This is a genomic window from Xanthomonas sp. SS, assembly GCF_014236835.1.
GTDB lineage: Bacteria > Pseudomonadota > Gammaproteobacteria > Xanthomonadales > Xanthomonadaceae > Xanthomonas_A.
Genome location: NZ_CP051190.1, coordinates 1,187,732 through 1,208,863 on the forward strand (window position 1 = coordinate 1,187,732; position 21,132 = coordinate 1,208,863).

General features: G+C 69.7%; 17 protein-coding genes. 8 read left to right on the plus strand and 9 right to left on the minus strand.

Annotated elements, in window-relative coordinates; all coding sequences use genetic code 11:
- The 3 genes from xdhA to xdhC are packed head-to-tail and all read left to right on the plus strand — an operon-like array spanning position 1 to position 4,841.
- Positions 1 to 1,470 carry a xanthine dehydrogenase small subunit gene (gene xdhA / locus HEP74_RS05010; protein WP_185815467.1) on the plus strand — a complete coding sequence of 490 codons (1,470 nt, stop codon included), beginning with the start codon at positions 1 to 3 and terminating at the stop codon, positions 1,468 to 1,470.
- Complete coding sequence (gene xdhB / locus HEP74_RS05015) at positions 1,463 to 3,793, plus strand: xanthine dehydrogenase molybdopterin binding subunit (protein WP_185815468.1); 2,331 nt, start codon at positions 1,463 to 1,465, stop codon at positions 3,791 to 3,793. The genes xdhA and xdhB overlap by 8 nt, the downstream gene beginning before the upstream one ends.
- Entirely contained in the window at positions 3,783 to 4,841 is a 1,059-nt protein-coding gene (gene xdhC / locus HEP74_RS05020; protein WP_185815469.1) for a xanthine dehydrogenase accessory protein XdhC, read from the plus strand. The genes xdhB and xdhC overlap by 11 nt, the downstream gene beginning before the upstream one ends.
- Before the next feature lie 387 nt (positions 4,842 to 5,228).
- Here xdhC and HEP74_RS05025 read toward each other — a convergent pair whose 3' ends face one another.
- From HEP74_RS05025 to cobA, 3 genes are all read right to left on the minus strand, one after another.
- Complete coding sequence (locus HEP74_RS05025; protein ID WP_185815470.1) at positions 5,229 to 6,200, minus strand: IS110 family transposase; 972 nt, start codon at positions 6,198 to 6,200, stop codon at positions 5,229 to 5,231.
- Between the two features lie 610 nt (positions 6,201 to 6,810).
- The gene (cysK, locus tag HEP74_RS05030; RefSeq protein ID WP_185815471.1) at positions 6,811 to 7,770 is read right to left on the minus strand and encodes a cysteine synthase A; all 960 of its coding nucleotides are present in this window, start codon (positions 7,768 to 7,770) and stop codon (positions 6,811 to 6,813) included.
- 29 nt (positions 7,771 to 7,799) lie between these two features.
- Positions 7,800 to 9,017, minus strand: coding sequence for a uroporphyrinogen-III C-methyltransferase (cobA, locus tag HEP74_RS05035; RefSeq protein WP_185815472.1), 1,218 nt, complete (start codon positions 9,015 to 9,017; stop codon positions 7,800 to 7,802).
- A gap of 168 nt (positions 9,018 to 9,185) precedes the next feature.
- On the opposite strand from cobA, the gene HEP74_RS05040 reads away from it, so the two are divergent.
- On the plus strand, positions 9,186 to 10,169 hold the full coding sequence (locus tag HEP74_RS05040; RefSeq protein ID WP_185815473.1) for a LysR family transcriptional regulator: 984 nt from the start codon (positions 9,186 to 9,188) through the stop codon (positions 10,167 to 10,169).
- Positions 10,170 to 10,369: 200 nt separating this feature from the next.
- Positions 10,370 to 10,957 (plus strand): LURP-one-related family protein, encoded by a 588-nt coding sequence (locus HEP74_RS05045; protein WP_185815474.1) that lies wholly within the window; start codon positions 10,370 to 10,372, stop codon positions 10,955 to 10,957.
- A 44-nt stretch (positions 10,958 to 11,001) separates the two neighbouring features.
- Here HEP74_RS05045 and HEP74_RS05050 read toward each other — a convergent pair whose 3' ends face one another.
- The 4 genes from HEP74_RS05050 to HEP74_RS05065 form a co-directional block, all read right to left on the minus strand.
- Entirely contained in the window at positions 11,002 to 12,210 is a 1,209-nt protein-coding gene (locus HEP74_RS05050; RefSeq protein WP_185815475.1) for a sensor histidine kinase, read from the minus strand.
- Positions 12,211 to 12,278: 68 nt separating this feature from the next.
- A complete protein-coding gene (gene arsH / locus HEP74_RS05055) occupies positions 12,279 to 13,016 on the minus strand; it encodes an arsenical resistance protein ArsH (RefSeq protein WP_185815476.1) in 738 nt (245 codons plus the stop codon).
- Complete coding sequence (gene arsC, locus HEP74_RS05060) at positions 13,006 to 13,431, minus strand: arsenate reductase (glutaredoxin) (RefSeq protein WP_185815477.1); 426 nt, start codon at positions 13,429 to 13,431, stop codon at positions 13,006 to 13,008. Before arsC ends, arsH begins: the two co-directional genes overlap by 11 nt.
- A 32-nt stretch (positions 13,432 to 13,463) precedes the next feature.
- Positions 13,464 to 13,796: an ArsR/SmtB family transcription factor gene (locus HEP74_RS05065; RefSeq protein ID WP_185815478.1), complete on the minus strand. Its 333-nt coding sequence runs from the start codon at positions 13,794 to 13,796 to the stop codon at positions 13,464 to 13,466.
- Between the two features lie 385 nt (positions 13,797 to 14,181).
- Here HEP74_RS05065 and HEP74_RS05070 point away from each other — a divergent pair, with 385 nt between their 5' ends.
- The 3 genes from HEP74_RS05070 to HEP74_RS05080 all read left to right on the plus strand — a co-directional run bounded on the left by HEP74_RS05070 (position 14,182) and on the right by HEP74_RS05080 (position 18,163).
- Positions 14,182 to 14,547 carry a DUF2946 family protein gene (locus tag HEP74_RS05070; protein ID WP_185815479.1) on the plus strand — a complete coding sequence of 122 codons (366 nt, stop codon included), beginning with the start codon at positions 14,182 to 14,184 and terminating at the stop codon, positions 14,545 to 14,547.
- Positions 14,548 to 14,615: 68 nt separating this feature from the next.
- Complete coding sequence (locus HEP74_RS05075) at positions 14,616 to 16,676, plus strand: TonB-dependent receptor (protein ID WP_255423678.1); 2,061 nt, start codon at positions 14,616 to 14,618, stop codon at positions 16,674 to 16,676.
- Complete coding sequence (locus HEP74_RS05080; RefSeq protein ID WP_185815480.1) at positions 16,676 to 18,163, plus strand: PepSY-associated TM helix domain-containing protein; 1,488 nt, start codon at positions 16,676 to 16,678, stop codon at positions 18,161 to 18,163. The genes HEP74_RS05075 and HEP74_RS05080 overlap by 1 nt, the downstream gene beginning before the upstream one ends.
- Before the next feature lie 402 nt (positions 18,164 to 18,565).
- Here the strand turns inward: HEP74_RS05080 and HEP74_RS05085 are convergent, their stop codons facing one another.
- Together HEP74_RS05085 and cysI are read right to left on the minus strand one after the other, a co-directional pair.
- Positions 18,566 to 19,306 (minus strand): phosphoadenylyl-sulfate reductase, encoded by a 741-nt coding sequence (locus tag HEP74_RS05085; protein WP_185815481.1) that lies wholly within the window; start codon positions 19,304 to 19,306, stop codon positions 18,566 to 18,568.
- Positions 19,303 to 21,027 (minus strand): assimilatory sulfite reductase (NADPH) hemoprotein subunit, encoded by a 1,725-nt coding sequence (gene cysI / locus HEP74_RS05090; RefSeq protein WP_185815482.1) that lies wholly within the window; start codon positions 21,025 to 21,027, stop codon positions 19,303 to 19,305. Before cysI ends, HEP74_RS05085 begins: the two co-directional genes overlap by 4 nt.
- Positions 21,028 to 21,132 lie beyond the last annotated feature (105 nt).

Consider the following 21,132-nt stretch of genomic DNA (forward strand, 5'->3'; position numbering starts at 1 on the left):
ATGGACGCGGTGCGGTTCCTGCTGGATGGGCAAGTGCTGGAACTGGAAGCGGTGGACCCGACCGCCAGCGTGCTCGATCTGCTGCGCTACCGGCTCGGCCGTACCGGCAGCAAGGAAGGCTGCGCCGAAGGCGATTGCGGCGCGTGCACGGTGCTGGTCGGCGAACTGGCCGGTGCCGAGGGCGACGAGCGGGTGCGCTGGCGCGCGCTCAACGCCTGCATCCTGTTCGTGCCGATGCTCGACAGCAAGGCGCTGCTGACCGTGGAGAGCCTTGCTACCGGGGGTGCACTGCATCCGCTGCAGGAAGAACTGGTGCAGCGCCATGGATCGCAGTGCGGCTTCTGCACGCCAGGGTTCGTAATGTCGCTGTACGCGCGCAGCATCGGTGCGCTGGGCACCGAGCAGGCGGCGCTGGCCGACGTGATCGCCGGCAACCTGTGCCGCTGCACCGGCTATGGCCCGATCCTGGAGGCTGGCGCGGCGGTGCCGGTGGCGCCGCGCGACGACGCGGCCACGCTCGCCGGCTTGCGCGCGCTGCGCCGCCAGACCGCGTTGCTGCAGACGCATGCCGATGCGACCGCCGGCCGCGTGCGCCGCAGCACGGCCCCGCGCAGCGCCGACGCATTGGCCGCGTTGCTGCTGGAACGTCCCGACGCGCGCCTAGTCGCCGGCGCCACCGATGTCGGCCTGTGGGTGGCCAAGCAGCAGCGCGTGCTCGACGATGTGGTGTTCATCGGCGACATCCCCGAGCTGCGCGACTTGCACGACACGCCCGACGGCCTGCACATCGGCGCTTGCGTGCGCTACAGCGAAGCGCACGCCGCGCTGGCCGCGTTGCACCCGGCGCTGGGCGAACTTGTGCGGCGCATCGGCGGGACCCAGGTGCGCAACGCCGGCACCATCGGCGGCAACATCGCCAACGGCTCGCCGATCGGCGACATGCCGCCGGCGCTGATCGCGCTCGGCGCCACCCTGACGCTGCGCCGTGGCGATGCGCGACGGACCTTGCCGCTGGAGGAGTTTTTCCTGGCTTACGGCCGCCAGGCACGGCAGCCGGGCGAATTCGTCGAAAGCGTGTACGTGCCGCGCCCGCCGCCCGCCACGCTGTACCGCGTGGACAAGCTCAGCAAGCGCTTCGACAGCGACATCTCCGCGGTCTGCGGCGCGTTCGCGCTGCGCATCGACGATGGCGCGGTGACGCAGGCGCGGATCGCCTTCGGCGGCATGGCCGGCATTCCGCAGCGTGCGCGTGGCGCCGAACAGGCCTTGCTCGGCCAGCCATGGAGCGAGGTAACGGTCGAAGCCGCCGCGGCCACGCTGGCGCAGGACTTCAGCCCGCTCAGCGATGCGCGCGGCTCGGCGGCGTATCGGCTGGCGGTCGCCGCCAACCTGCTGCGGCGGCTGTGGATCGGGCACGCGCATCTGCACGAACCGCTGTCGGTGCTGGCACTGGAACTGGTCGATGGCTGACGGGCCGGCCGCCAGCGACGCGGCGTTGCCGCAGGTGCACCGTTCGTTGCGCCACGACAGCGCGCAGGCGCATGTCAGCGGCCAGGCGCGCTATATCGACGATCTGCCGGAGCCGCCGGGCCTGCTGCATCTGGCGTTCGGCCTGAGCGAACACGCGCATGCGCGCTTGCTGCACGTGGATCTGGCGCCGGTGCGCGCGGCGCCCGGGGTGGTGGCGGTGTTCGCCGCCGCCGATATTCCGGGCGAGAACAACGTCGCTCCGGTCGCGCACGACGACCCGCTGTTCGCCCGCGACGAAGCGCTCTATCACGGCCAGCCGCTGTTCGTCGTCGCCGCCGACAGCCATGCCGCGGCACGGCGCGCCGCGCGGCTGGCGCTGGTCGAATACGCGCCGCTGCCGGCGCTGCTCAGCATCGCCCAGGCGCGTGCCGCCGGCGCGGTGCTGGAGCCTGCGCAGCGCATGGCGCGCGGCGGCGATGTCGATGCCGCCCTGGCCGCGGCGCCGCGGCAGTGCAGCGGCGCGCTGGAGATCGGCGGGCAGGAGCATTTCTATCTGGAAGGGCAGGTTGCGCTGGCCTTGCCCGGCGAGCAGGGGCAGCTGCATGTGCTGTCCTCGACCCAGCACCCGAGCGAGGTGCAGCACCTGATCGCGGAACTGCTCGGGCTGAGCAGCGCCGACGTGACCGTGGAAGTGCGGCGCATGGGCGGCGCGTTCGGCGGCAAGGAGACCCAGGCGGCGGCGCCGGCCGCGGCCTGCGCGCTGGTCGCCGCACTGACCGGGCGCCCGGCCAAGCTGCGCTACGACCGCGACGACGACATGCGCATCACCGGCAAGCGTCACGACTTCGTGGTCGACTACCGCGCCGGCTTCGACGACGACGGCCGCATCCTGGCGCTGCGCCTGGAACTGGCTTCGCGCTGCGGCGCCACCACCGACCTGTCGCTGGCGATCAACGACCGCGCGATGTTCCATGCCGACAACTGCTACTGGCTGCCGGTGGTGGAGATCGTCTCGCACCGACTGCGCACGCATACCGTGTCCAACACCGCGTTCCGTGGTTTCGGCGGGCCGCAGGGCATGCTGGCGATCGAGCGGGTGCTGGACGCGGTCGCCGCCGCGCTCGGCCGCGATGCGCTGGCGGTGCGCCGCATCAACCTGTACGCGGCGCCGGATCGCAACGTCACCCCGTACGGCATGACCGTGGAGGACAACGTCGCGCCGGCGCTGATCGAGGAACTAGCCGCGCATGCCGACTACGCCGCGCGGCAATCGGCGGTCGCCGCGTTCAACGCGCGCCACCGCGTGTTGAAGAAAGGCCTGGCGCTGACCCCGGTGAAGTTCGGCATCAGCTTCACCACCAGTCACCTCAACCAGGCCGGCGCGCTGGTGCTGGTCTATGCCGACGGCTCGGTGCAGCTCAACCATGGCGGCACCGAGATGGGCCAGGGGCTGATGATCAAGGTCGCGCAGATCGTCGCCGACGTGTTCGGCATCGATGTCGAGCGCGTGCGCATCACCGCCACGCGCACCGACAAGGTGCCCAACACCTCGGCCACTGCGGCGTCCTCGGGCACCGATCTCAATGGCATGGCCGCCTACAACGCCGCCAGCGAGATTCGTGCACGCCTGGCCGCGCTGGCCGCCGAGCGCGGCGGCGTGGCGCCGGCGCAGGTGCGTTTCGCCGCCGGCAAGGTCATCGCCGGCAGCCTGGAGCTGGAGTTCGGCGCGTTGTGCCGGCAGGCGCACATGGCGCGCATCTCGCTGGCCGCCAGCGGCTACTACGCCACGCCGAAGATCCACTACGACCGCGCCAGCCACCGCGGCCGCCCGTTCTACTACTTCGCCTACGGCGCGGCGCTGAGCGAAGTGGTGATCGACACGCTGACCGGCGAGCACAAGGTGCTGGCGGTGGACGTGCTGCACGACGTCGGCCGCTCGCTCAATCCGGCGATCGACCTGGGCCAGATCGAGGGCGGCTTCGTCCAGGGCATGGGCTGGCTGACCACCGAGGAACTGGTCTACGACGCGCACGGCCGGTTGCTGACGCATGCGCCCTCTACCTACAAGATTCCCACCGCCAGCGATCGCCCGGCGCGGATGGACATCCGCCTGTGGCAGGCCGGCCGCAACAGCGAGGCGACCATCCACCGTTCCAAGGCGGTCGGCGAACCGCCGTTGATGCTGGCGATCTCGGTGTTCTCGGCGCTGACCCAGGCGGTGGCCGCGGCGGCGCCGGGCGCGGGGCTGCCGGCGCTGGATGCGCCGGCCACGCCGGAGCGGATCCTGGCCGCGATCGCGGCACGGCGCGCCGATGCGCGCTGACTGGAGCCTGCAGGCCGAAGCGGCACTGGCGCGCGGCGCGACCGCGCTGGTCACGGTGCTGGCCACCGCCGGCTCGACCCCGCGCGAGGCCGGCACGCGCATGCTGGTGAGCGCCGACGGCAGCATCGGCACCATCGGAGGCGGCGTGCTCGAGTGGCGCACCTGCGCGCTGGCGCGCGAACTCCTCGCGCAGCCGCCGGGCAGCTGGCAGGTACAGGACTACACGCTGGGCGCGGCCGCGCCTGCGCGCGCTGTGCGCTGCAGCGGCAGGTGCGGCGAATGCGCGGCGCAGGCCCAGACCGACGACCTGCTCGGCCAGTGCTGCGGCGGCCGCGTGCGCCTGCTGCTGGAACGGCTGGACCCGGTGCGCAGCGACTGGCTGCGGCAGGCGACGCTGGGCCGCACGCTGCTGACCCGGCTGCGGCTCGGCAGGCTCGAACACCGCATCGGCGATGCGCCGCCGCAAGCGCTGTCGCTGCGTGCACCGGCGCCCGTGGCCGGCGCCTTGCTGGCACAGGCAATCGGCCCGCGGTGCACGCCGCTGTATCTGTTCGGTGCCGGTCATGTCGGCATCGCCATCGCGCGGGCGTTGCACGGCCTGCCGTTCGCGCTGACCTGGTCCGATCCGCGCGCCGACCTGGCCGCTGCCGCCGGCGCGGAGCATCTACAGGAAACGGCATTGCTCGCGCGTGCCGCGGCGGCGCCGGCCGATGCGATGCTGCTGATCCTGACCCACGACCACGCGCTGGACTATCGGCTCACTTCGGCGGCGCTGAGCGGCCAGGCCGGCTTCGTCGGCCTGATCGGCTCGGCGTCCAAGCGCGCGCGGTTCCTGTCGCGGCTGCGCCACGACGGCCTGGGCGCGGCCTCGCAGGCGCGGCTGACCTGCCCAATCGGTCTGCCCGGCATCGACGGCAAGGCACCGGCGGTGATCGCACTGGCGGTGGCCGCGCAGTTGTTGCTGCGTGCGTCGGCGCTGGACGCGCAGCGTCCGCAGGCGGAGGACGCCGCATCGCTGCCGCAGCGATCCGCGCTCGCCGCGCGCTGACATCGCCATCGTGGAAGCGGTGCTGCATGGCCTCGGGCGATCAGTCACAACGAGAGAAGTGTGAGAGGTTCATACGTCGGACACAGCCTGTCGGGGCTGAAGCCCCTCCTACAGTGCACTCAGTTGGCTCGCCGCAAGTCCCTGTAAGAGCGGCTTCAGCCGCGACGAGCGAAGCGGCGCGCTTTCCGACGGCGCAATGCGTCGGGACTGAAGTCCCTCCCACAGTGCACCCGGTTGGCTCGCCCCAAGTCCCTTTAGGAGCAGTTTCAGCCGCGACGAGCGGAGTGGGGAAGTCCAGGCTTCGGAAACAGCCTGTCGGGGCTGAAGCACCCTCCTACAGTGCACCAGCTGGCTCGCCGCAAGTCCCTGTAGATACCGTCTTCCCTGCTAACAGGCAAGAGCCTTTTCAGGATCGAAGTGCGTCCGTGATTTGAGGACGCCGTAGGCGATATGCAGCAGCTTGCGCATGGCGGCGCAGATGATCTGCTTGTTGGCTTTGCCGCGCTCGCGCAGGCGTTGCTTGAGCGCCCGGACAATCGGATTGTGGGTCATGGCGACCAGCGCGGGCATGTAGAGTCCGGCACGCAGGCGAGGTGAGCCGGTGCGGGAGATGCAGACCTGGCCCTGGCGCTTGCCCGACTCCTGCAGTCGCGGGTTCAGGCCCGCAAACGCCGTCACCGCCGCGGCATCGGCGAAGCGGGCCACATCGCCCAGCTCGGCCAGCATCAATGCCGCGCTGGTGTCGGCAATGCCGTCGATGCTCACCAGCAGTTCGCGCTGTCCGCGCAAGGTCGGATCCTGGTCGATATGGTCCTCGATCGCCCGTTCGATCTCGGCAATGCGGACCTGCAGATCGGCAATATGCGTGTGCAAGGAGTCCTGCACGGCGGACCCGGCCACGTCCAGACGGTTGCGCTCCATCTGCAGCATCTGCTGCAGATCGCCGCGACGGCGTACCAGCGCCTTGAGCTGCTTGAGTGTCGGCGGATCGGGCTGCCAGGGCCGTAGCTGCTCTTGGTGGCGTGCGCCGTAGCTGGCGATCAGCTTGGCATCGCTGCGGTCGGTCTTGACCCGGGTCAGCTGGCTGCGCGCATACAGCGCCGTTTGCGCTGGGTTGAGGACACAGACGCGGTAGCCGAGCGCATACACGAACTCCGCCAGGGCCTCGTGGTAAACGCCGGTGGCCTCCATCACGATCCAGCTATCGGCCTGCGCATGGGTCTGTAGCCACGTCTGCAGTGCCTGAAAGCCCTTCTGCTCGTTGGGGAGCTTGGCCTTGGTGCGGTGCTTGCCGTTGGCCAGTTCGATGGCCAGGTCGAAACTGCATTTGGCGACGTCGATACCGACGACTAGGAGCATGAAGAATCCTCCATCGTAGGGTGAAGGCGATCATCGCTGCGCCCGGTCCTGCCTTGTGGATGCGAGTTCACGCCAAGGGCGGACTCTGGATACCGTTCGGACACCGATGGGCCAGCATGTGGAGGGCGCGAGCCGATCTACAGCACAAGCTCGAAGCTTCAGGAGCGACTGGACTTCCCGCACCTCCTCCGATGATCAGTCGGAAGACATAACGCCATAGGAGCGCTATGTCCAGATACAAGGAGCGGCTTCAGCCGCGACGAGCGAAGCGACGCGCTTTCCGGCGGCGCAATGCGTCGGGACTGAAGTCCCTTCCACAGTGCACCCAGTTGGCTCGCCCCAAGTCCCTTTAGGAGCAGTTTCAGCCGCGACGAGCGGAGTGGGGAAGTCCAGACTTCGGACACAGCCTGTCGGGGCTGAAGCCCCTCCTACAGTGCACCCAGTTGGCTCGCCGCAAGTCCCTGTAGGAGCGGCTTCAGCCGCGACGAGCGAAGTGGTGTGCTTTCCGGTGGCACAACGCGTCGGGACTGAAGTCCCTCCCACAAGTGCATCCTGCTCACGCGCCGCAAGTGCGTGTCGAAGCGGCTGCATTCCCGCGTCGCCATGGCGCTTACGGCAGCCCGGCCAGCCAGTCGTCGTCGGAGCCTTCGTTGATGTCGGCGAACAGCGGGGTGGAGAAGTAGCGTTCGCCGGTGTCGGGCAGCATCGCCAGGATCACCGAGCCGGGGGCCGCGGTCTCGGCCACGCGCAGCGCGGTGGCCACGGTGCCGCCGCCGGAGATGCCGGTGAAGATGCCTTCCTCGGCGGCAAGACGGCGCGAGACGGAGATCGCGTCGGTGTCCTCCACGCTCAGCACTTCGTCGTAGACCTCGCGGTTGAGCACCTCGGGCACGAAGTCCGGGGTCCAGCCCTGGATCTTGTGCGGCTTCCACTCCTGGCCCTGCAGCAGGGCCGCGCCGGCCGGCTCGGTGGCGGTGATGCGGACGTCCGGACGGGCAACGCGCAGCACTTCGCCGACGCCGGTGAGGGTGCCGCCGGTGCCCCAGCCGCTGACGAAATGGTCGAGCCGGCGGCCGGCGAAGTCGCGCAGGATTTCCGCGGCGGTGGTGCTGCGGTGGTAGGCCGGGTTGGCCGGGTTGGCGAACTGGCGGGCCAGGAACCAGCCATGCTGCTGGGCCAGTTCCTCGGCCTTGCGCACCATGCCGCTGCCGCGCTCGGCGGCCGGGGTCAGGATCACCTTGGCGCCGTACGCGCGCATCAGCTTGCGGCGCTCGATCGAGAAGGTCTCCACCATCGTCGCCACGAACTTGTAGCCGCGCGCGGCGGCGACCATCGCCAGGGCCACGCCGGTGTTGCCGGAGGTGGCTTCGACGATGGTGTCGCCGGGCTTGAGCAGGCCCTTGGCCTCGGCGTCGAGCACGATCGCCAGCGCCAGCCGGTCCTTGACCGAACCGCCGGGATTGAACGCCTCGACCTTGACGTACAGTTCGACCTGCGCGGGCGGCAGGCGATGCAGCTTGACGATCGGGGTGTGGCCGATGGTGTCGAGGATGTTGTCGTAGATGGCCATGCGCAGGGTCTCCGGAAAAGGGATGCGGGTCAGGCGGCGTGGGCCAGGGTAGGCACGGCCGGCTTCGGGAAAGGTGAGGGCGGCGCGGTCAGCGGCGCGGCGCCGAACCAGTGCAGGGTGCTCGCCAGCGCGGCCACCTCACCCAGGATCAGCAGCGCCGGCGAACGCACCTGGTGCGCGCGGGCGGTGTCGGGCAGGTCGGCCAGGGTGCCGACCACCACCCGCTGCTGCGGGCGCGAGCCGTTTTCCACCAGGGCGAACGGGGTGTCGGCGGCGCGGCCGGCGCGCAGCAGGCGTTCGCGCACCGTATCCAGTCCGGCCACGCCCATGTACACCGCCAGGGTCTGCCGTTCCTGCGCCAGCGCGGCCCAGTCCAGCGTGTCGAACGATTCCTTGCAATGCGCGGTGGCCAGGCGTAGCGACTGCGCGTGCTCGCGATGGGTCAGCGGGATGCCGGCGTAGGCCGCGCAGGCCAGCGCCGCGGTGATGCCCGGCACCACCGCGTAGGGCACGCCGTGCGCGCGCAGGTATTCCAGTTCCTCGCCGCCGCGGCCGAACACGAACGGATCGCCGCCCTTCAGCCGCACCACGCGGCGCCCGCGCCGCGCGTGTTCCAGCATCAGCGCGTGGATCTGCTCCTGGCGCACGCTGTGGCCGCTGGCCGACTTGCCGACTTCGATCCGCTCGGCAGTGCCCGGCAGCAGCTCCAGGATCGCGGCGCTGACCAGGCGGTCGTGCAGCACCACGTCGGCATTGCGCAGCGCGTGCAGCGCGTTGAGCGTCAGCAGGCCGGGATCGCCGGGGCCGGCCCCGACCAGGGTCACCGTGCCGGGACGGATCGCTTGCGCCTGCGCTGCGGCGGCGGATGCGCCGATGCCGTCGCCGGCGCCGTCAGTCGACGGCGTGGCTGCGACCGTACCGGCTGTGCCGAATGCGTCCTGCGCCAGCACCCGCTGCGCGGCGGCGGCCTGCAGCGCCTGCCGGTTCAGCGCGTCGTCGTCGCTGGCGGCGACCAGATACCACACCGCGTCCAGCCAGGCGCCATCGAAGCGGCCGCGCAGCCACTGGACGCGTCCGGCATCAGCCCAGGCCTGCAGCGCCGGCGTCAGTGCCGGTGCACCCAGTCGCGGCAGAGCGCCAGCCGCGAGCAGCGCCTGCACCTGACGCTCGGCGGTGGCACCACCGCCGACCACCAGCACGGGCCGCTCGCACAGGTCCGGATACAACGCAATCGGGGCAGGGCTCACGGCGGTCGCAACGCAGGAAGGAGGTGGGAGGAGTGACCGTAGCGCCGGCTTATAGCCTCCGGAAATGACTTCATGCCTCTACCAGATAGCTTTCGGTTATAAGGTGAGAGGCCCATTTCCACTACAGTCGTGGCTGCTCCCGCCAGGCGGCGCCTCGCCCTCGCTCCGATGACGCTGACCCAACTCCGCTACCTCGTCGCCATCGCCGATGCCGATCTCAACATCACCCTGGCCGCGGCGCGCGTGCACGCCACCCAGCCGGGGCTGTCCAAGCAGCTCAAGCAACTGGAGGACGAACTCGGTTTCCTGCTGTTCGTGCGCAAGGGTCGAAGCCTAGAGATGGTGACCCCGGCCGGCCGCGAAGTGATCGAGCGCGCCCGCGCGGTGCTGGCCGAGGCCAACAACATCCGCACCTACGCCGCCAACCAGCGCCGCGAGAGCCAGGGCCAGCTGACCCTGACCACCACCCACACCCAGGCGCGCTTCGTGCTGCCGCCGGCGGTGGCGCAGATCAAGCTGGCGTATCCGCAGGTCAGCGTGCACCTGCAGCAGGCCGCCGAGAGTGCGGCGCTGGACCTGCTCAGCCAGGGCGATGCGGATATCGCCATCGTCAGCACCGCCGGCAGCGAGCCGGGCGCCGGCATCGCGGTGCCGCTGTACCGCTGGCGGCGGCTGGTGCTGGTGCCGCGCGGGCATGCGCTGGACGTGCCCAAGCGGGTGCCGGACATGGCCGCGCTGGCGGTGCAGCCGCTGATCAGCTACGAATCCTCCACCCGCTCCGGCTCCTCGCTGCAGCGCGCCTTCGCCCGGCTCGGGCTGGAGCCGAGCATCGCCCTGACCGCGCTCGACGCCGACCTGATCAAGACCTACGTGCGCGCCGGCCTCGGCGTCGGCCTGCTCGCGGAAATGGCGGTGCATGCCGGCGACACCGACCTGCGCGCCTGGCCGGCGCCGCCGGAGATCCCCGAGTGCATCGCCTGGGCGGTGCTGCCGCGCGACCGCGTGCTGCGCGACTACGCGCTGGAACTGGTGCATGTGCTGGCGCCGCAGATCGACACCCGCGACCTGCGCCGGGTCATGGAAGGCAACCAGGAACCGGACTGGCCGACCCCGCCGAGCTGGGAAGAGCTGACCCAGACCATCACCAGCTGAGCGGCGGCGCGGCGGCGTCTTCGCCGCGCCTGGCGCTGGCCGCTCCGGTCGGATGGCATCCGCAGCGGCGATCGCCGACGGCGCTGCGCGAACGGCGCGCTCGTCGCTGCGCGCGGATGCCGCGCCGTCAGGGCTTGCCATTGCCATCGTGGCGCGCGGCCGCTACGGTGCGCGCTCTTTTACCCAACACAAGGATGTCCATGCACCCCGTCCTCCAGCAGAACCTGTTCTTCGTCAAGGAGCAGGTCGGCATGTTCAAGGCCGCCAACAACTACGACGTGTTCGATCCGCAGAGCAACCAGCAGGTGCTCGAGTGCCGCGAGCCGAACCTGGGCGTGTTCACCAAGATCTTCCGGTTCACCGACTACAAGCGCATGACCCCGTTCCAGGTCGAAGTGCGCACGCCGAACGGGCAGAAGGTGCTGACGGTCAAGCGCGGGTTTTCGCTGTTCCTGTCCAAGGTCGAGGTGCTCGACGAGCACGATCGCCTGGTCGGCTCCTTCAGCCAGAAGTTCTTCTCCATCGGCGGCAAGTTCGACGTGCTCGATGCGCGCGAGAAACTGGTATGCACGCTGCGCGGCAAGTGGACCAGCTGGGATTTCCGCTTCGTGCAGGGCGAGCGCGAACTGGCGCGTGTATCCAAGAAGTGGGCCGGGCTGGGCAAGGAGCTGTTCACCTCGGCCGACAACTACATGCTCGCGATCGACAATGCGGTGCCGGCCGAGGACGACGTGCGCATCCTGATCATGGCCGCGGTGCTGTGCATCGACATGGTGCTGAAGGAATAACCCGCAGTGCCGCGCGCGCTACGGCGCGCGCGGTGCGGCCGCGCTCAGGCGTTGGCCGCGCTCGCCAGCGGCAGGGTCACCGAGAAGCGGCTGCCCTGGCCCGGGCGGCTGCGCACTTCGACGCTGCAGCCCAGCGTTTCGGCAGTGCGGCGCACGATCCACAGCCCCAGGCCGAGGCCTTCGCTGCGCGGATCGGCCTGGCGAAAGGCCTGGAACAGGTGGCGCAGGCTGTCGCCGTCCATGCCGATGCCGCTGTCGATGATCTCCACCAGCACCTGGTCTCGGCGGCGTCGGCAGCCGATCAGCACCGAGCCGTGCCCGGTGTATTTGACCGCGTTGCCGAGCAGGTTGCCGAGCAACGTGGCCAGCAGCGTGGCATGGCTGCGCACGCGCAGCGTGGTCGGCACGTAGCGCAGCCGCAGTCCCTTGGCCGCGGCCTGCGGCCGCCAGGTGTCCAGGATCGGGCCGAGCAGGTCGGCCAGGGCGACGTCGCGCAGCACCGGCAGGCTGTGCTCGCCGCCGGCGACCGCGCTGGCGGCGAGTTCGTCCAGGCCGGCGGCGACCTGGTTCAGCGCCTTGCGCGCTTCGTCCAGCGGCACGCCGCTGACCGCGTCGAGCTGGCGCTGGACCTTGGCCAGCGCGTAGGAGGCGGTGCGCAATGGCGTCTTCAGGTCGTGGCCGGCGATGGCCAGCAGGCGGCTGCGGTAGTGGTTGGATTCCTGCGCCAGGGCCAGCGCCTTGCGCAGTTCCAGCTGCGCCATCGCCTGCCGCGCCAGCGCGCGCAGCGCTTCGATCTGCTCGTAAGTCAACTGCCGCGCGCGCCGGTCGAGCACGCAGACCGTGCCCAGCGGCAGGCCGTCGGAGGTCTTCAGCAAGGCACCGGCATAGAAGTGCAGGCGCTCTGCGCCGGTGACCAGCGGATTGGAGGCGAAGCGCGGATCCTCGCGCGTATCCGGTACCAGCAGCAGGTCGTCCTCGAGCAGCGCATGCGCGCAGATCGAGGTGGCCAGCGGCGTCTCCCTGGCGCCCAGGCCGATCTCGCTCTTGAACCACTGCCGCTCGCTGTCGATCAGGTTGACCACCGCGATCGGGGTCTGGCAGATCATCGCGGCCAGGCGGGTGATGTCGTCGAAGGCCGGCTCGCGCGGCGTGTCCAGGATCGCGTAGCTATGCAGCGCGTCCAGGCGCAGCGTTTCGTTGCCGGGCTTGGCGGCGCAATAGACCGGGCCGGCAGCGGATGCGACGGAAGACATGCGAACGGCTCGGCGGCGGTAAGTCGCTCAGTCTAGGGTACCGGGCACACATCTCGACGACGCCGTCTTCACGTCGGCGCAACGACCGCAGGCGGTGCCGCGCCCGATGCCGCGGCCAGGGAGTCGGTGCCCGGCCGGCGTTCGCTGTAGCGGTCGACCAGGTACGGCGCCAGGTCGCGGGTGAGCAGGGTGAACTTGAGCAGTTCCTCCATCACGTCCACCAGCCGGTCGTAATAGGGCGAGGGGCGCATCCGTCCGGGCGTGTCGAATTCCTGCCAGGCCTTGGCCACCGACGACTGGTTGGGGATGGTCAGCAGGCGCATCCAGCGGCCGAGCACGCGCATCTGGTTGAGCGCATTGAACGACTGCGAACCGCCGGACACCTGCAGCAGCGCCAGGGTCTTGCCCTGGGTGGGGCGCAGCGCGCCCTGGCTGAGCGGGATCCAGTCAATCTGCGCCTTGAGCACGCCGCTCATCGCGCCGTGCCGTTCGGGAGAAGACCAGACCATGCCCTCGCTCCACAGGGTCAGCTCACGCAGTTCCTGCACTTTCGCATCGCTGTCGGGGGCGGCGTCGGGCAGTGGCAAGCCGCTCGGATCGAACAGGCGCGTGTCCGCGCCCATCGCCTGCAGCAGTCGCGCCGCTTCCAGCGCCAGCAGCTTGCTGTAGGAACGCTCGCGCAAGGAGCCGTACAGCAGCAGGATGCGCGGCAGATGCGTGGCACGGGCGGCGCCCAGCGCCAGCGGATCCGGGCGCACGAACGCGGCCGGGTCCAGGTTCGGCAGCTCGGACAGGTCAACCGACACGGCGGCCGTCCGCGTCGATCAGGGGTGCGCCGTCTTCCTTGGCGAAGGCGCCGCGCTGCGGCGAGGGCAGGATCTCCAGCACCGTTTCCGACGGCCGGCACAGGCGCGTGCCCAGCGCGGTAACCACGATCGGCCGGTTGAGCAGGATCGGGTGCTGCAGCATCGCGTCGAGCAGTGCGTCGTCGCTCAGCGTGGGGTCGTCCAGGCCCAGTTCGGCGTAGGGCGTGCCTTTCTGCCGGATCGCCTCGCGCAGCGGGATGCCCAGCGCCGCGATCAGTGCCTGCAGGGTGGCGCGGTCCGGCGGGGTCTTCAGGTATTCGACCACGGTCGGTTCCGCGCCGCTGTTGCGGATCAGTCCGAGGACATTGCGCGAGGTGCCGCAGGCGGGGTTGTGGTAGATCGTGATGGCGCTCATCGGGGGACTCGGTGCGACAAGGGGGGGCCGCGCTATGGCGTGTGCGCGGCGGCGGGTGCTGCAGCGTCGGTGGAACAGGCGCCGTTGCCGCAGCAGTTCTCGGTCAGGAAGCCGATCAGCGCGTACATGCGTGCGTAGTCGGCGCGTAACCGGATCACCCGGCCCTGGCGTTCGTCGGCGATCAGGCCGGCGCCGCGCAGCACGTGCAGGTGTGCGGTCAGCGTGGCTGCGGGCAGCCCCAGTGCGGCGCGCAATTCGCCCACCGCCATGCCGTCCGGCCCGGCCTGGACCAGCGCACGGTAGGCGGCCAGGCGGTGCCCGTGGGCGAGCGCGCGCAGGGCGGAAACGGTGCTGTCGGCGTTCATCGTTTCGATAATTCCAGAAATTACGAAATGAGGCAAGCGACTGCAGTCAGGTTGCGGCCGGCATGTGGCGTGCTGTGCCCTGTCGGGTGGGACGCGGGGAGCTAGCGTGCGTCGAGCCTCGCGTGGCATGCGGCAGGCGGGGTTGCTTCGAAGGCGCCATCCGGTTCGTTCACGCTTCGCGCGCCGCTGCAATGCGGACGAATCAATTGCGGATGACCAAGCCAGCGGATGGAGGACCGTAGCTGGCCTTGGTGCCCACGGCCGGCGGATGTTCCGCGTGCCGGAAGATGCGCGCTTATGTCGCGTTGGCGTGCCGCGAGGTCTCGACTAGACTGCCGCGGTGATCCGTCGCCGCCAGCCAACGTCGTTCTGGGCAACGCTCGCCATGCTGGCGATCGTGCTGATGCTGGCTGCGCCGTTGCTGAGCCGCTGGCAGCAGGCGCGCTCCGGCGACTGGGCCGCTGCCGCGGCCGGGGCGCTGTGCACCAGCAGCGGCCTGCAATCGGTGCTTGCGTTGCCTGCGGTGTCGTCGCCTGCCCACGCCGGCGCCCATGACGGCGGCGGCATGGCGCACGAACAGGCATGCGATTACTGCCTGCTGGCCGCGCGCCTGCTGCCTTTGCTGGCTGTGCTGTTGCTGGTGTTGCCGTGGTTGCGCCCGCACGCGCCGCTGGCCGCGCCGCGCGCGCCGGTGGTGGACTCTGGCGTCTGGCGCGCTCACGCCGCACGCGGGCCTCCTTTGTTCTCCTGAAACACGAACGGCTGTTCTTTCGTGCCGTGGCATCGCCGCGGTACGTCTTCGTGCTGATGGAGCCATCGATGATCCGTTTCTTTTCCCTGCCGCGGATGGCGGCGTACAGCTGCGTGTGTCTCGCGGCCAGCGTGACCGCGCCGACGCGCGCGGCCGATAGCGGCGTGCAACCTCCCCCCGGCGATTCCGCCCTCACCCTGGGCAAGGTCCAGGTCAGCGCCGATCCGCTGTCCTTGCCGACCGCGCGCAGCGTCCTGAGTTCCGTGGACATCCTCGGCGGCGACCTGCTGCAGGACCAGCACGTGGACTACAGCTGGGAGCTACTGATGCGCGCGCCCGGGGTGCAGGTCACCCAGTTCAAGATGGGTACCGACGCCGGCCGCTTCTCGTTCCGCGGCTTCAACGGCGAAGGCCGGGTCAACGCGGTCAAGCTGCTGATCGACGGCATTCCCAGCAACGACAACGCCGGCGGCATGCCGTACCTGGATGCGGTGTTTCCGCTGGACATCGCCGCGATCGAGATCGTGCGCGGCACCAACGATCCGCGCTACGGCTTGAACGCCATCGCCGGCAATGTCGATGTGCTGACCCGCAGCGGCGGCAACGACGGCCGCGCCAGCGTCACCGCCGGCAGCTTCGGCACGCGCGAGGTGCAGGCCAGTCAGGGCATCGAGCGCGGCGGCTGGAGCCAGAACTACTTCGCCGCGTGGCGCGACGGCGACGGCTACCGCGACCATGCCGACGCGCGCAAGCGCGCCTTCGCCGGCAAGTGGTTCTACACCGCGCCGGACGCCACCTGGCGCGCCGGGCTCAGTGCGCGCTATTACCGCAACGCAGCGCTGGAGGCGGGCTATCTGGACTACGCCAGTGCGCAACGCGCGCCGCGCAGTTCGCCGGACTATGCGCGCGACGACCGCAGCGAACGCCAGACCGGGCAGGTGAGCCTGCATCTGGATGCGCAACTGGCCGATGCCGTGCAGGGCAGCGCCAAGCTGTACTGGAATCGCTACCAGAACCAGCGCTGGGTGCGCTTCACCGAAGCCGGCGCGCAGCAGGAACGCGATACCGACGAAACCCAGCGCGGTTTCCTGGCCAAGGCCAGCTGGCGTCCCGAGGTGGACTGGGCGACGTCGTTCGCGCTGGAAGGCGGCATCGACGGGCAATGGCAGGACAACACGTCGCAGCGCTATCGCACCGTGGCGCGGGTGCGCACCGCGCCGTTGCGCGACTGGGATTTCGATCTGGACACGCGCGGCGCCTATGTGCAGGCGGTGATCCGCCCGTTCGAGCGCCTGCAACTGGTGCCGGGCTACCGCGTGGACTGGGTCGATGGCAGCTTCCTGGATCGCCTTGGTGGTGCGCGCTACCCGGCCTACGCCTATGGCGCGATCAAGCAGCCCAAGCTCAGCGCAGTGTTCGCGCTGACCGCGCAGACCAGTGCTTACGCCAACATCGGCCGCACCTTCCAGATCGGCAGCGGCAACGGTGCTTATCGCAGCCAGCCCGGCAACCTGGCACCGTCGTACAACGACGGCTGGGAAGCCGGATTGAAGTTCGCCGACGCCAAGCGCCTGAATGCGCGCATCGCCTATTGGGAGCAGCGCGCCTCCGACGAGGTGGCGACCATCCTCGGCGTCGACGGCACGGTCGGCACCGGCGAGGTCGGCAACGTCGGCAAGACCCTGCGCCGCGGCTGGGACGCGCAGCTGAACCTGCGTCCGGACGAGCGCTGGACGCTGTGGCTGGCGTATTCGCGGCAGCGCGCGCTGATCGTCACGCCCGACCCGAGCGCGCCGGCCACGCGCGGCAAGGAGATCGAGAACGTGCCGCACTACCTGGCCAGCGCCGGTATCGACTGGCAGGCCACGCCGCGGCTGAAGCTGTCGGCCTGGGGCAATGCGCAGGGCGATTACTACGTGGAGCGCAGCAATACGCTGGGGCGCTACGGCGGTTACGCGCTGGCCAACGTCGGCGCGAGCTGGGCGTGGCGCGCGCAGCGCGAACTGTCGCTGCAGCTGAAGAACCTGACCGACCGTCACTACGTCTACGCCTGGTACGACAGCGGCTCCTCCGGCTATTCGCCGGGCGACGGCCGCGCGCTGTACGCCAGCCTCAGCTGGGGCTGGTGATGGCCATGCCGAACCCGGCAGCGGCGCCGCCGGCGCGCTTCTACCGCGCCGTGTGGCGCTGGCATTTCTACGCGGGCCTGTTGGTGTTGCCGTTGCTGGCGTGGCTGGCGCTGACCGGTGCCGCCTTCGTCTACCAGCAGCCGATCGATGGCTACTTCCATCGTGCGTTGAAGACGGTCGCGGTGCCGGCACAAGCGCAGGCTGTGGCGCCGCAGCGCTTGCTCGCCGCTGCGTTGGCGGCGCAACCGGGACAGGCGCTGCGCTACACCACACCCGCGCAGCGCGACGCGTCGGCAGAAGTGACCGTGGGCACCGCCGATGGACGTCGCGCGGTGGTGTACGTGGATCCGTACCGGGCGCGGGTGCTGGGCAGCTTGCCCGAGCACGGCACCGTGGCGTGGACGATCCGGCGCCTGCACAGCCTCGCCCTGGTCGGGCCATGGGCCAGCGCGCTGATCGAAGTGGCCGCCGGCTGGGCGATCCTGCTGGTGCTGACCGGTGCGTATCTGTGGTGGCCGCGCGGCCGCGGCGGCGGCGTCACCACGGTGCGCGGCCGGCCGCCGCAGCGCGTGTTCTGGCGCGATACGCATGCGCTGACCGGCAGCGTGGTCGGCGCGATGCTGCTGTTCCTGGCGCTGACCGGGATGCCGTGGTCGTGGTTCTGGGGCGCGCAGGTCAACCGTCTCGCCAATGGCCACCACTATGGCTATCCGGCTGGCTTGCGCGTGGACGTGCCGATGTCCACGCAGCGCCTGAGCGACGCAGAGGTGCCGGCCTGGTCGCTGCGCCAGGCGCGGTTGCCGCAGTCGCAGCTGCCGCAGACTGCATCGATGCCGATGCCGATGCCGATGCCCGTGGCGGCGGATGCGGATGGGCCTTCGGCATCGAACGTGGCAGACAACGGCCATGATGCGCATGCGGAGCATGCCGCGCATGGCGGCATGGCGATGGATGCCATGGATGCGATGGCGCCGGAGCCCGGTGCGATCGGCCTGGACGCGGCGGTAGCGCGGTTCCAGGCGCGGGGGATCGCCGCCGGCTACAGCGTGGCGCTGCCGCGCGGCGCGCGCGGCGTCTACACCGCATCGGTGTATCCGCCGGACCTGGCGCAGCAGCGGGTGATCCACCTCGACCAGTACAGCGGCAAGGTGCTGCTGGACATGCGCTACGCCGATTACGGGCCCATGGCGAAGGTCTTGGAATGGGGCATCAACGTGCACCTGGGGCAGCAATACGGTACGTTCAATCAGCTGCTGCTGATCGTCTCGTGTCTTGGCATCCTGCTGTTGTGCGTCAGCGCGGGGCTGATGTGGTGGAAGCGGCGCCCGGCCGGCGGATTGGGCGTGCCGCCGCTGCCGGCGGACCGGCGCACCTTGCGCGGCGTGCTGGTGTTGCTGGCGATCGGCGGCGTGCTGTTCCCGCTGGTCGGGGTGTCGTTGTTGCTGATGTTGGCGCTGGATTGGTGGTGGGTACTGCGGCGGGAGTGAGGCGGTGTTGTTTGGGCACGAGTGGCTCGCGGCCAACACGTTTGATGCACTGTGGGAGGGCTTCGGTCACGATGGCATCGGAAATCCGGGGCGTTCCTCGTTCCGCTCGTCACGACTGAAGTCGCTCCCACAAGGGGCTTGCGGTCAGCTTACCCGGTGCCCTGTGGAAGGGACTTCAGTCTTGACGGTATCCGAAGTGGGAAGGTTCACCGCTTCGTTCGTCGCGGCTGAAGCCGCTCCTACAGGGGAGGCTGCGTGAGGTGCCTCTGGGTGCACTGTAGGAGGGACTTCAGTCCCGACTGTGTCCGAAGCCGGGATATTCGTCGCTTCGTTTGTCGCGGTTGAAACCGCTCCTATAAAAAAGCTTGCGCGGGTCCGCCGAAGACCCGCGGCGCGCCCGCTTCAGATGTCCTCGTGGATGCCGCACTCGCGCTTGAGGCCGAAGAAGCGGGTGTCTTCCTCGCGCATGCCCGGTTCCCAGCGGCGCGTGGTGTGGAAGTCGCCGATCGACACGTAGCCTTCTTCCCACAGCGGGTGGTAGGGCAGGCCGTGCTGCTGCATGTACTGCCACAGGTCGCGGTCGCTCCAGTCGGCGATCGGGTTGATCTTGTAGCGCTCGCCACGCTTCTGCACGAACGGAGTCTGCGCGCGGCTATCGGACTGGCTGCGGCGCAGGCCAGTGAACCAGGTGCCGACCTTCAGTTCGTCCAGCGCGCGGCGCATCGGCTCGACCTTGCGCAGGTTGTTGTACTGCTCGATGCCGACCATGCCCTGTTCCCACAGGCGGCCATGCCGCGCTTCCATCCACGCGCGGCTGACCAGCGGCCGGTACACCTTGAGGTTGAGCTTGAGCTTGTCGGTGAGCGCGTCGGCGAAACGGTAGGTCTCGGCGAACAGGTAGCCGGTGTCGATCAGGATCACCGGGATCTCCGGCAACTGCTGGGTCAGCAGGTGCAGCGTCGCCGCCGACTGCGCACCGAAGCTCGACGACAGCGCGGCCTCGGCCGGCCCGTGTTCGAGCGCCCAGGCCACGCGCTGCACCGCGCTCATCGGCGCCAGCAGCGCGTTGACCGCATCGAGGTCCCAAGCCGTCGCCGGCGCATTGGCGGAATCGTGGTGGGCGGAGGCGGGCAGGGCGCTCATGCGTGCAGTTCCGAAGGAATGAGATGGCGGTGGGTGGGGTAGCCGGGCAGCGCGACCAGGCCGCTGCGGTGCAGGAAGTCGCCGAAGCCCTCGTCGGCGTCGCGTTCGCTGGCGTAGCGCGCGAACAGCGGATCCAGCGCGTCGAGGATTTCCGGCTCGCCGATGTTTTCGCGGTACAGCGTGTTCAGGCGCTGGCCGCGGTGATCGGCGCCGAGCATCAGGTTGTAGCGGCCGGGCGCCTTGCCGACCAGCGCGATCTCGGCCAGATACGGCCGCGAGCAGCCGTTCGGGCAACCGGAGATGCGCAGCAGGATCGGCGCCTCGCGCAGCCCGTGCCGCTCCAGCAACGGTTCCAGCTTGCCGGCGAAGTCGGGCAGATAGCGCTCGGCCTCGGCCATCGCCAGGCCGCAGGTCGGCAGCGCCACGCAGGCCATCGCCGCGCGCGCCAGCGCGGTGCGCGCCTGGTTGCCGGTGTCCAGCGCATGCGCGCGCACCAGGGTGTCGATCGCCTCGCGCTGCGCAGCCGGAATTCCGGCGATGACCAGGTTCTGGTTGGATGTCATGCGGAAATGCGCGCCATCGCCGTCGCGCTGCAGCAGGTCGGCGATCTCGCGCAGGCCGCTGAGATGGCGCGCGCCATCGTCATGGTCGGCGATGCGCCCGGCCGGCAGCGACAGGGTCAGGTGCGCGCGGCCGTCCTCGCCGTCGCTCCAGCCGTAGCGGTCGCCGTTGTGCTCGAACGCGAACGCGCCGGTCGGCTGCAGCGCGATGCCGGCGCGGCGCTGGATCTCGGCGACGACGACCTCCAGGCCATGGTCGTCGATGGTGTACTTGAAGCGCGCGCGCTTGCGCACGGTGCGGTTGCCGAGATCGCGCTGGGTGGTGACCACCGCGGTGGCGACATCGAGCAACTGCTCGCGCGCGATGAAACCGATCACGTTGGCCACGCGCGGGTAGGTCTCGGCGTCGCCGTGGCTGGCGCCCATGCCGCCGCCGATGCTGACGTTGTAGCCAGCCAGTTCGCCGTCCGCGCCGAGCACACCGATGAAGCCCAGGTCGTTGGCGAACACGTCCACGTCGTTGATCGGCGGCAGCGCGAAGCCGATCTTGAACTTGCGCGGCAGGTATTTTTCGCCGTAGATCGGTTCGTTTTCCTGGCCGCTGCCGACCACCTGCTCTTCGTCCAGCCAGATCTCGTAGTAGGCGCGGGTATTGGGCAGCAGGTGTTCGGACACGCGCGCCGCATCGGCGTACAGCGTGGCGTGCGCGCGCGAGGCCAGCGGGTTGGCGGCGACCTGCACATTGCGGTTGACGTCGCCGCAGGCGGCCAGGGTATCGATCAGCGCGGCGTTGATCGCCTGCATCGTCGCCTTCAGTTCGCGCTTGATTACGCCATGGAACTGGAACGCCTGGCGCGTGGTGACGCGCAGCGAGTGGTTGCCGTAGGTGGTGGCGATGGCGTCGAGCTTGAGCCACTGCTCAGGCGTGATCACCCCGCCCGGCGTGCGCGTGCGGATCATGAACTGATAGGCCGGTTCGAGCTTCTGCCGGCGGCGCTCGTCGCGCAGGTCGCGATCGTCCTGCTGGTAGCTGCCGTGGTACTTGATCAGCGTCTGATCGTCCTCGCGCAGCGCCCCGGTGACCGGATCGGCCAGGCTCTGCAGCAGCGACCCACGCAGGCGGCGGCTTTCGGCCTTGATGTCTTCGACGGAGTGGCTCATGGCAGCAGGGATTCGTGATTTGGGATTCGGGATTGGCAAAGCAGACCGACGGGTGAGCACAGCAAAGGATCGCAACACTCCAGAAATGCGCTCTTGCGAATCCCC

Bases quoted from the DNA above. Each gene is read 5' to 3' on its own strand.
- cysK (WP_185815471.1), bottom strand. From the start codon at position 7,770: ATGGCCATCTACGACAACATCCTCGACACCATCGGCCACACCCCGATC.
- HEP74_RS05050 (WP_185815475.1), bottom strand. From the start codon at position 12,210: ATGTCTTCCGTCGCATCCGCTGCCGGCCCGGTCTATTGCGCCGCCAAG.
- cysI (WP_185815482.1), bottom strand. From the start codon at position 21,027: ATGAGCCACTCCGTCGAAGACATCAAGGCCGAAAGCCGCCGCCTGCGT.
- xdhA (WP_185815467.1), top strand. From the start codon at position 1: ATGGACGCGGTGCGGTTCCTGCTGGATGGGCAAGTGCTGGAACTGGAA.
- HEP74_RS05045 (WP_185815474.1), top strand. From the start codon at position 10,370: ATGCACCCCGTCCTCCAGCAGAACCTGTTCTTCGTCAAGGAGCAGGTC.
- xdhC (WP_185815469.1), top strand. From the start codon at position 3,783: ATGCGCGCTGACTGGAGCCTGCAGGCCGAAGCGGCACTGGCGCGCGGC.
- HEP74_RS05075 (WP_255423678.1), top strand. From the start codon at position 14,616: ATGATCCGTTTCTTTTCCCTGCCGCGGATGGCGGCGTACAGCTGCGTG.
- arsC (WP_185815477.1), bottom strand. From the start codon at position 13,431: ATGAGCGCCATCACGATCTACCACAACCCCGCCTGCGGCACCTCGCGC.
- HEP74_RS05085 (WP_185815481.1), bottom strand. From the start codon at position 19,306: ATGAGCGCCCTGCCCGCCTCCGCCCACCACGATTCCGCCAATGCGCCG.
- HEP74_RS05040 (WP_185815473.1), top strand. From the start codon at position 9,186: ATGACGCTGACCCAACTCCGCTACCTCGTCGCCATCGCCGATGCCGAT.
- HEP74_RS05025 (WP_185815470.1), bottom strand. From the start codon at position 6,200: ATGCTCCTAGTCGTCGGTATCGACGTCGCCAAATGCAGTTTCGACCTG.
- xdhB (WP_185815468.1), top strand. From the start codon at position 1,463: ATGGCTGACGGGCCGGCCGCCAGCGACGCGGCGTTGCCGCAGGTGCAC.
- HEP74_RS05070 (WP_185815479.1), top strand. From the start codon at position 14,182: ATGCTGGCGATCGTGCTGATGCTGGCTGCGCCGTTGCTGAGCCGCTGG.
- HEP74_RS05080 (WP_185815480.1), top strand. From the start codon at position 16,676: ATGGCCATGCCGAACCCGGCAGCGGCGCCGCCGGCGCGCTTCTACCGC.
- HEP74_RS05065 (WP_185815478.1), bottom strand. From the start codon at position 13,796: ATGAACGCCGACAGCACCGTTTCCGCCCTGCGCGCGCTCGCCCACGGG.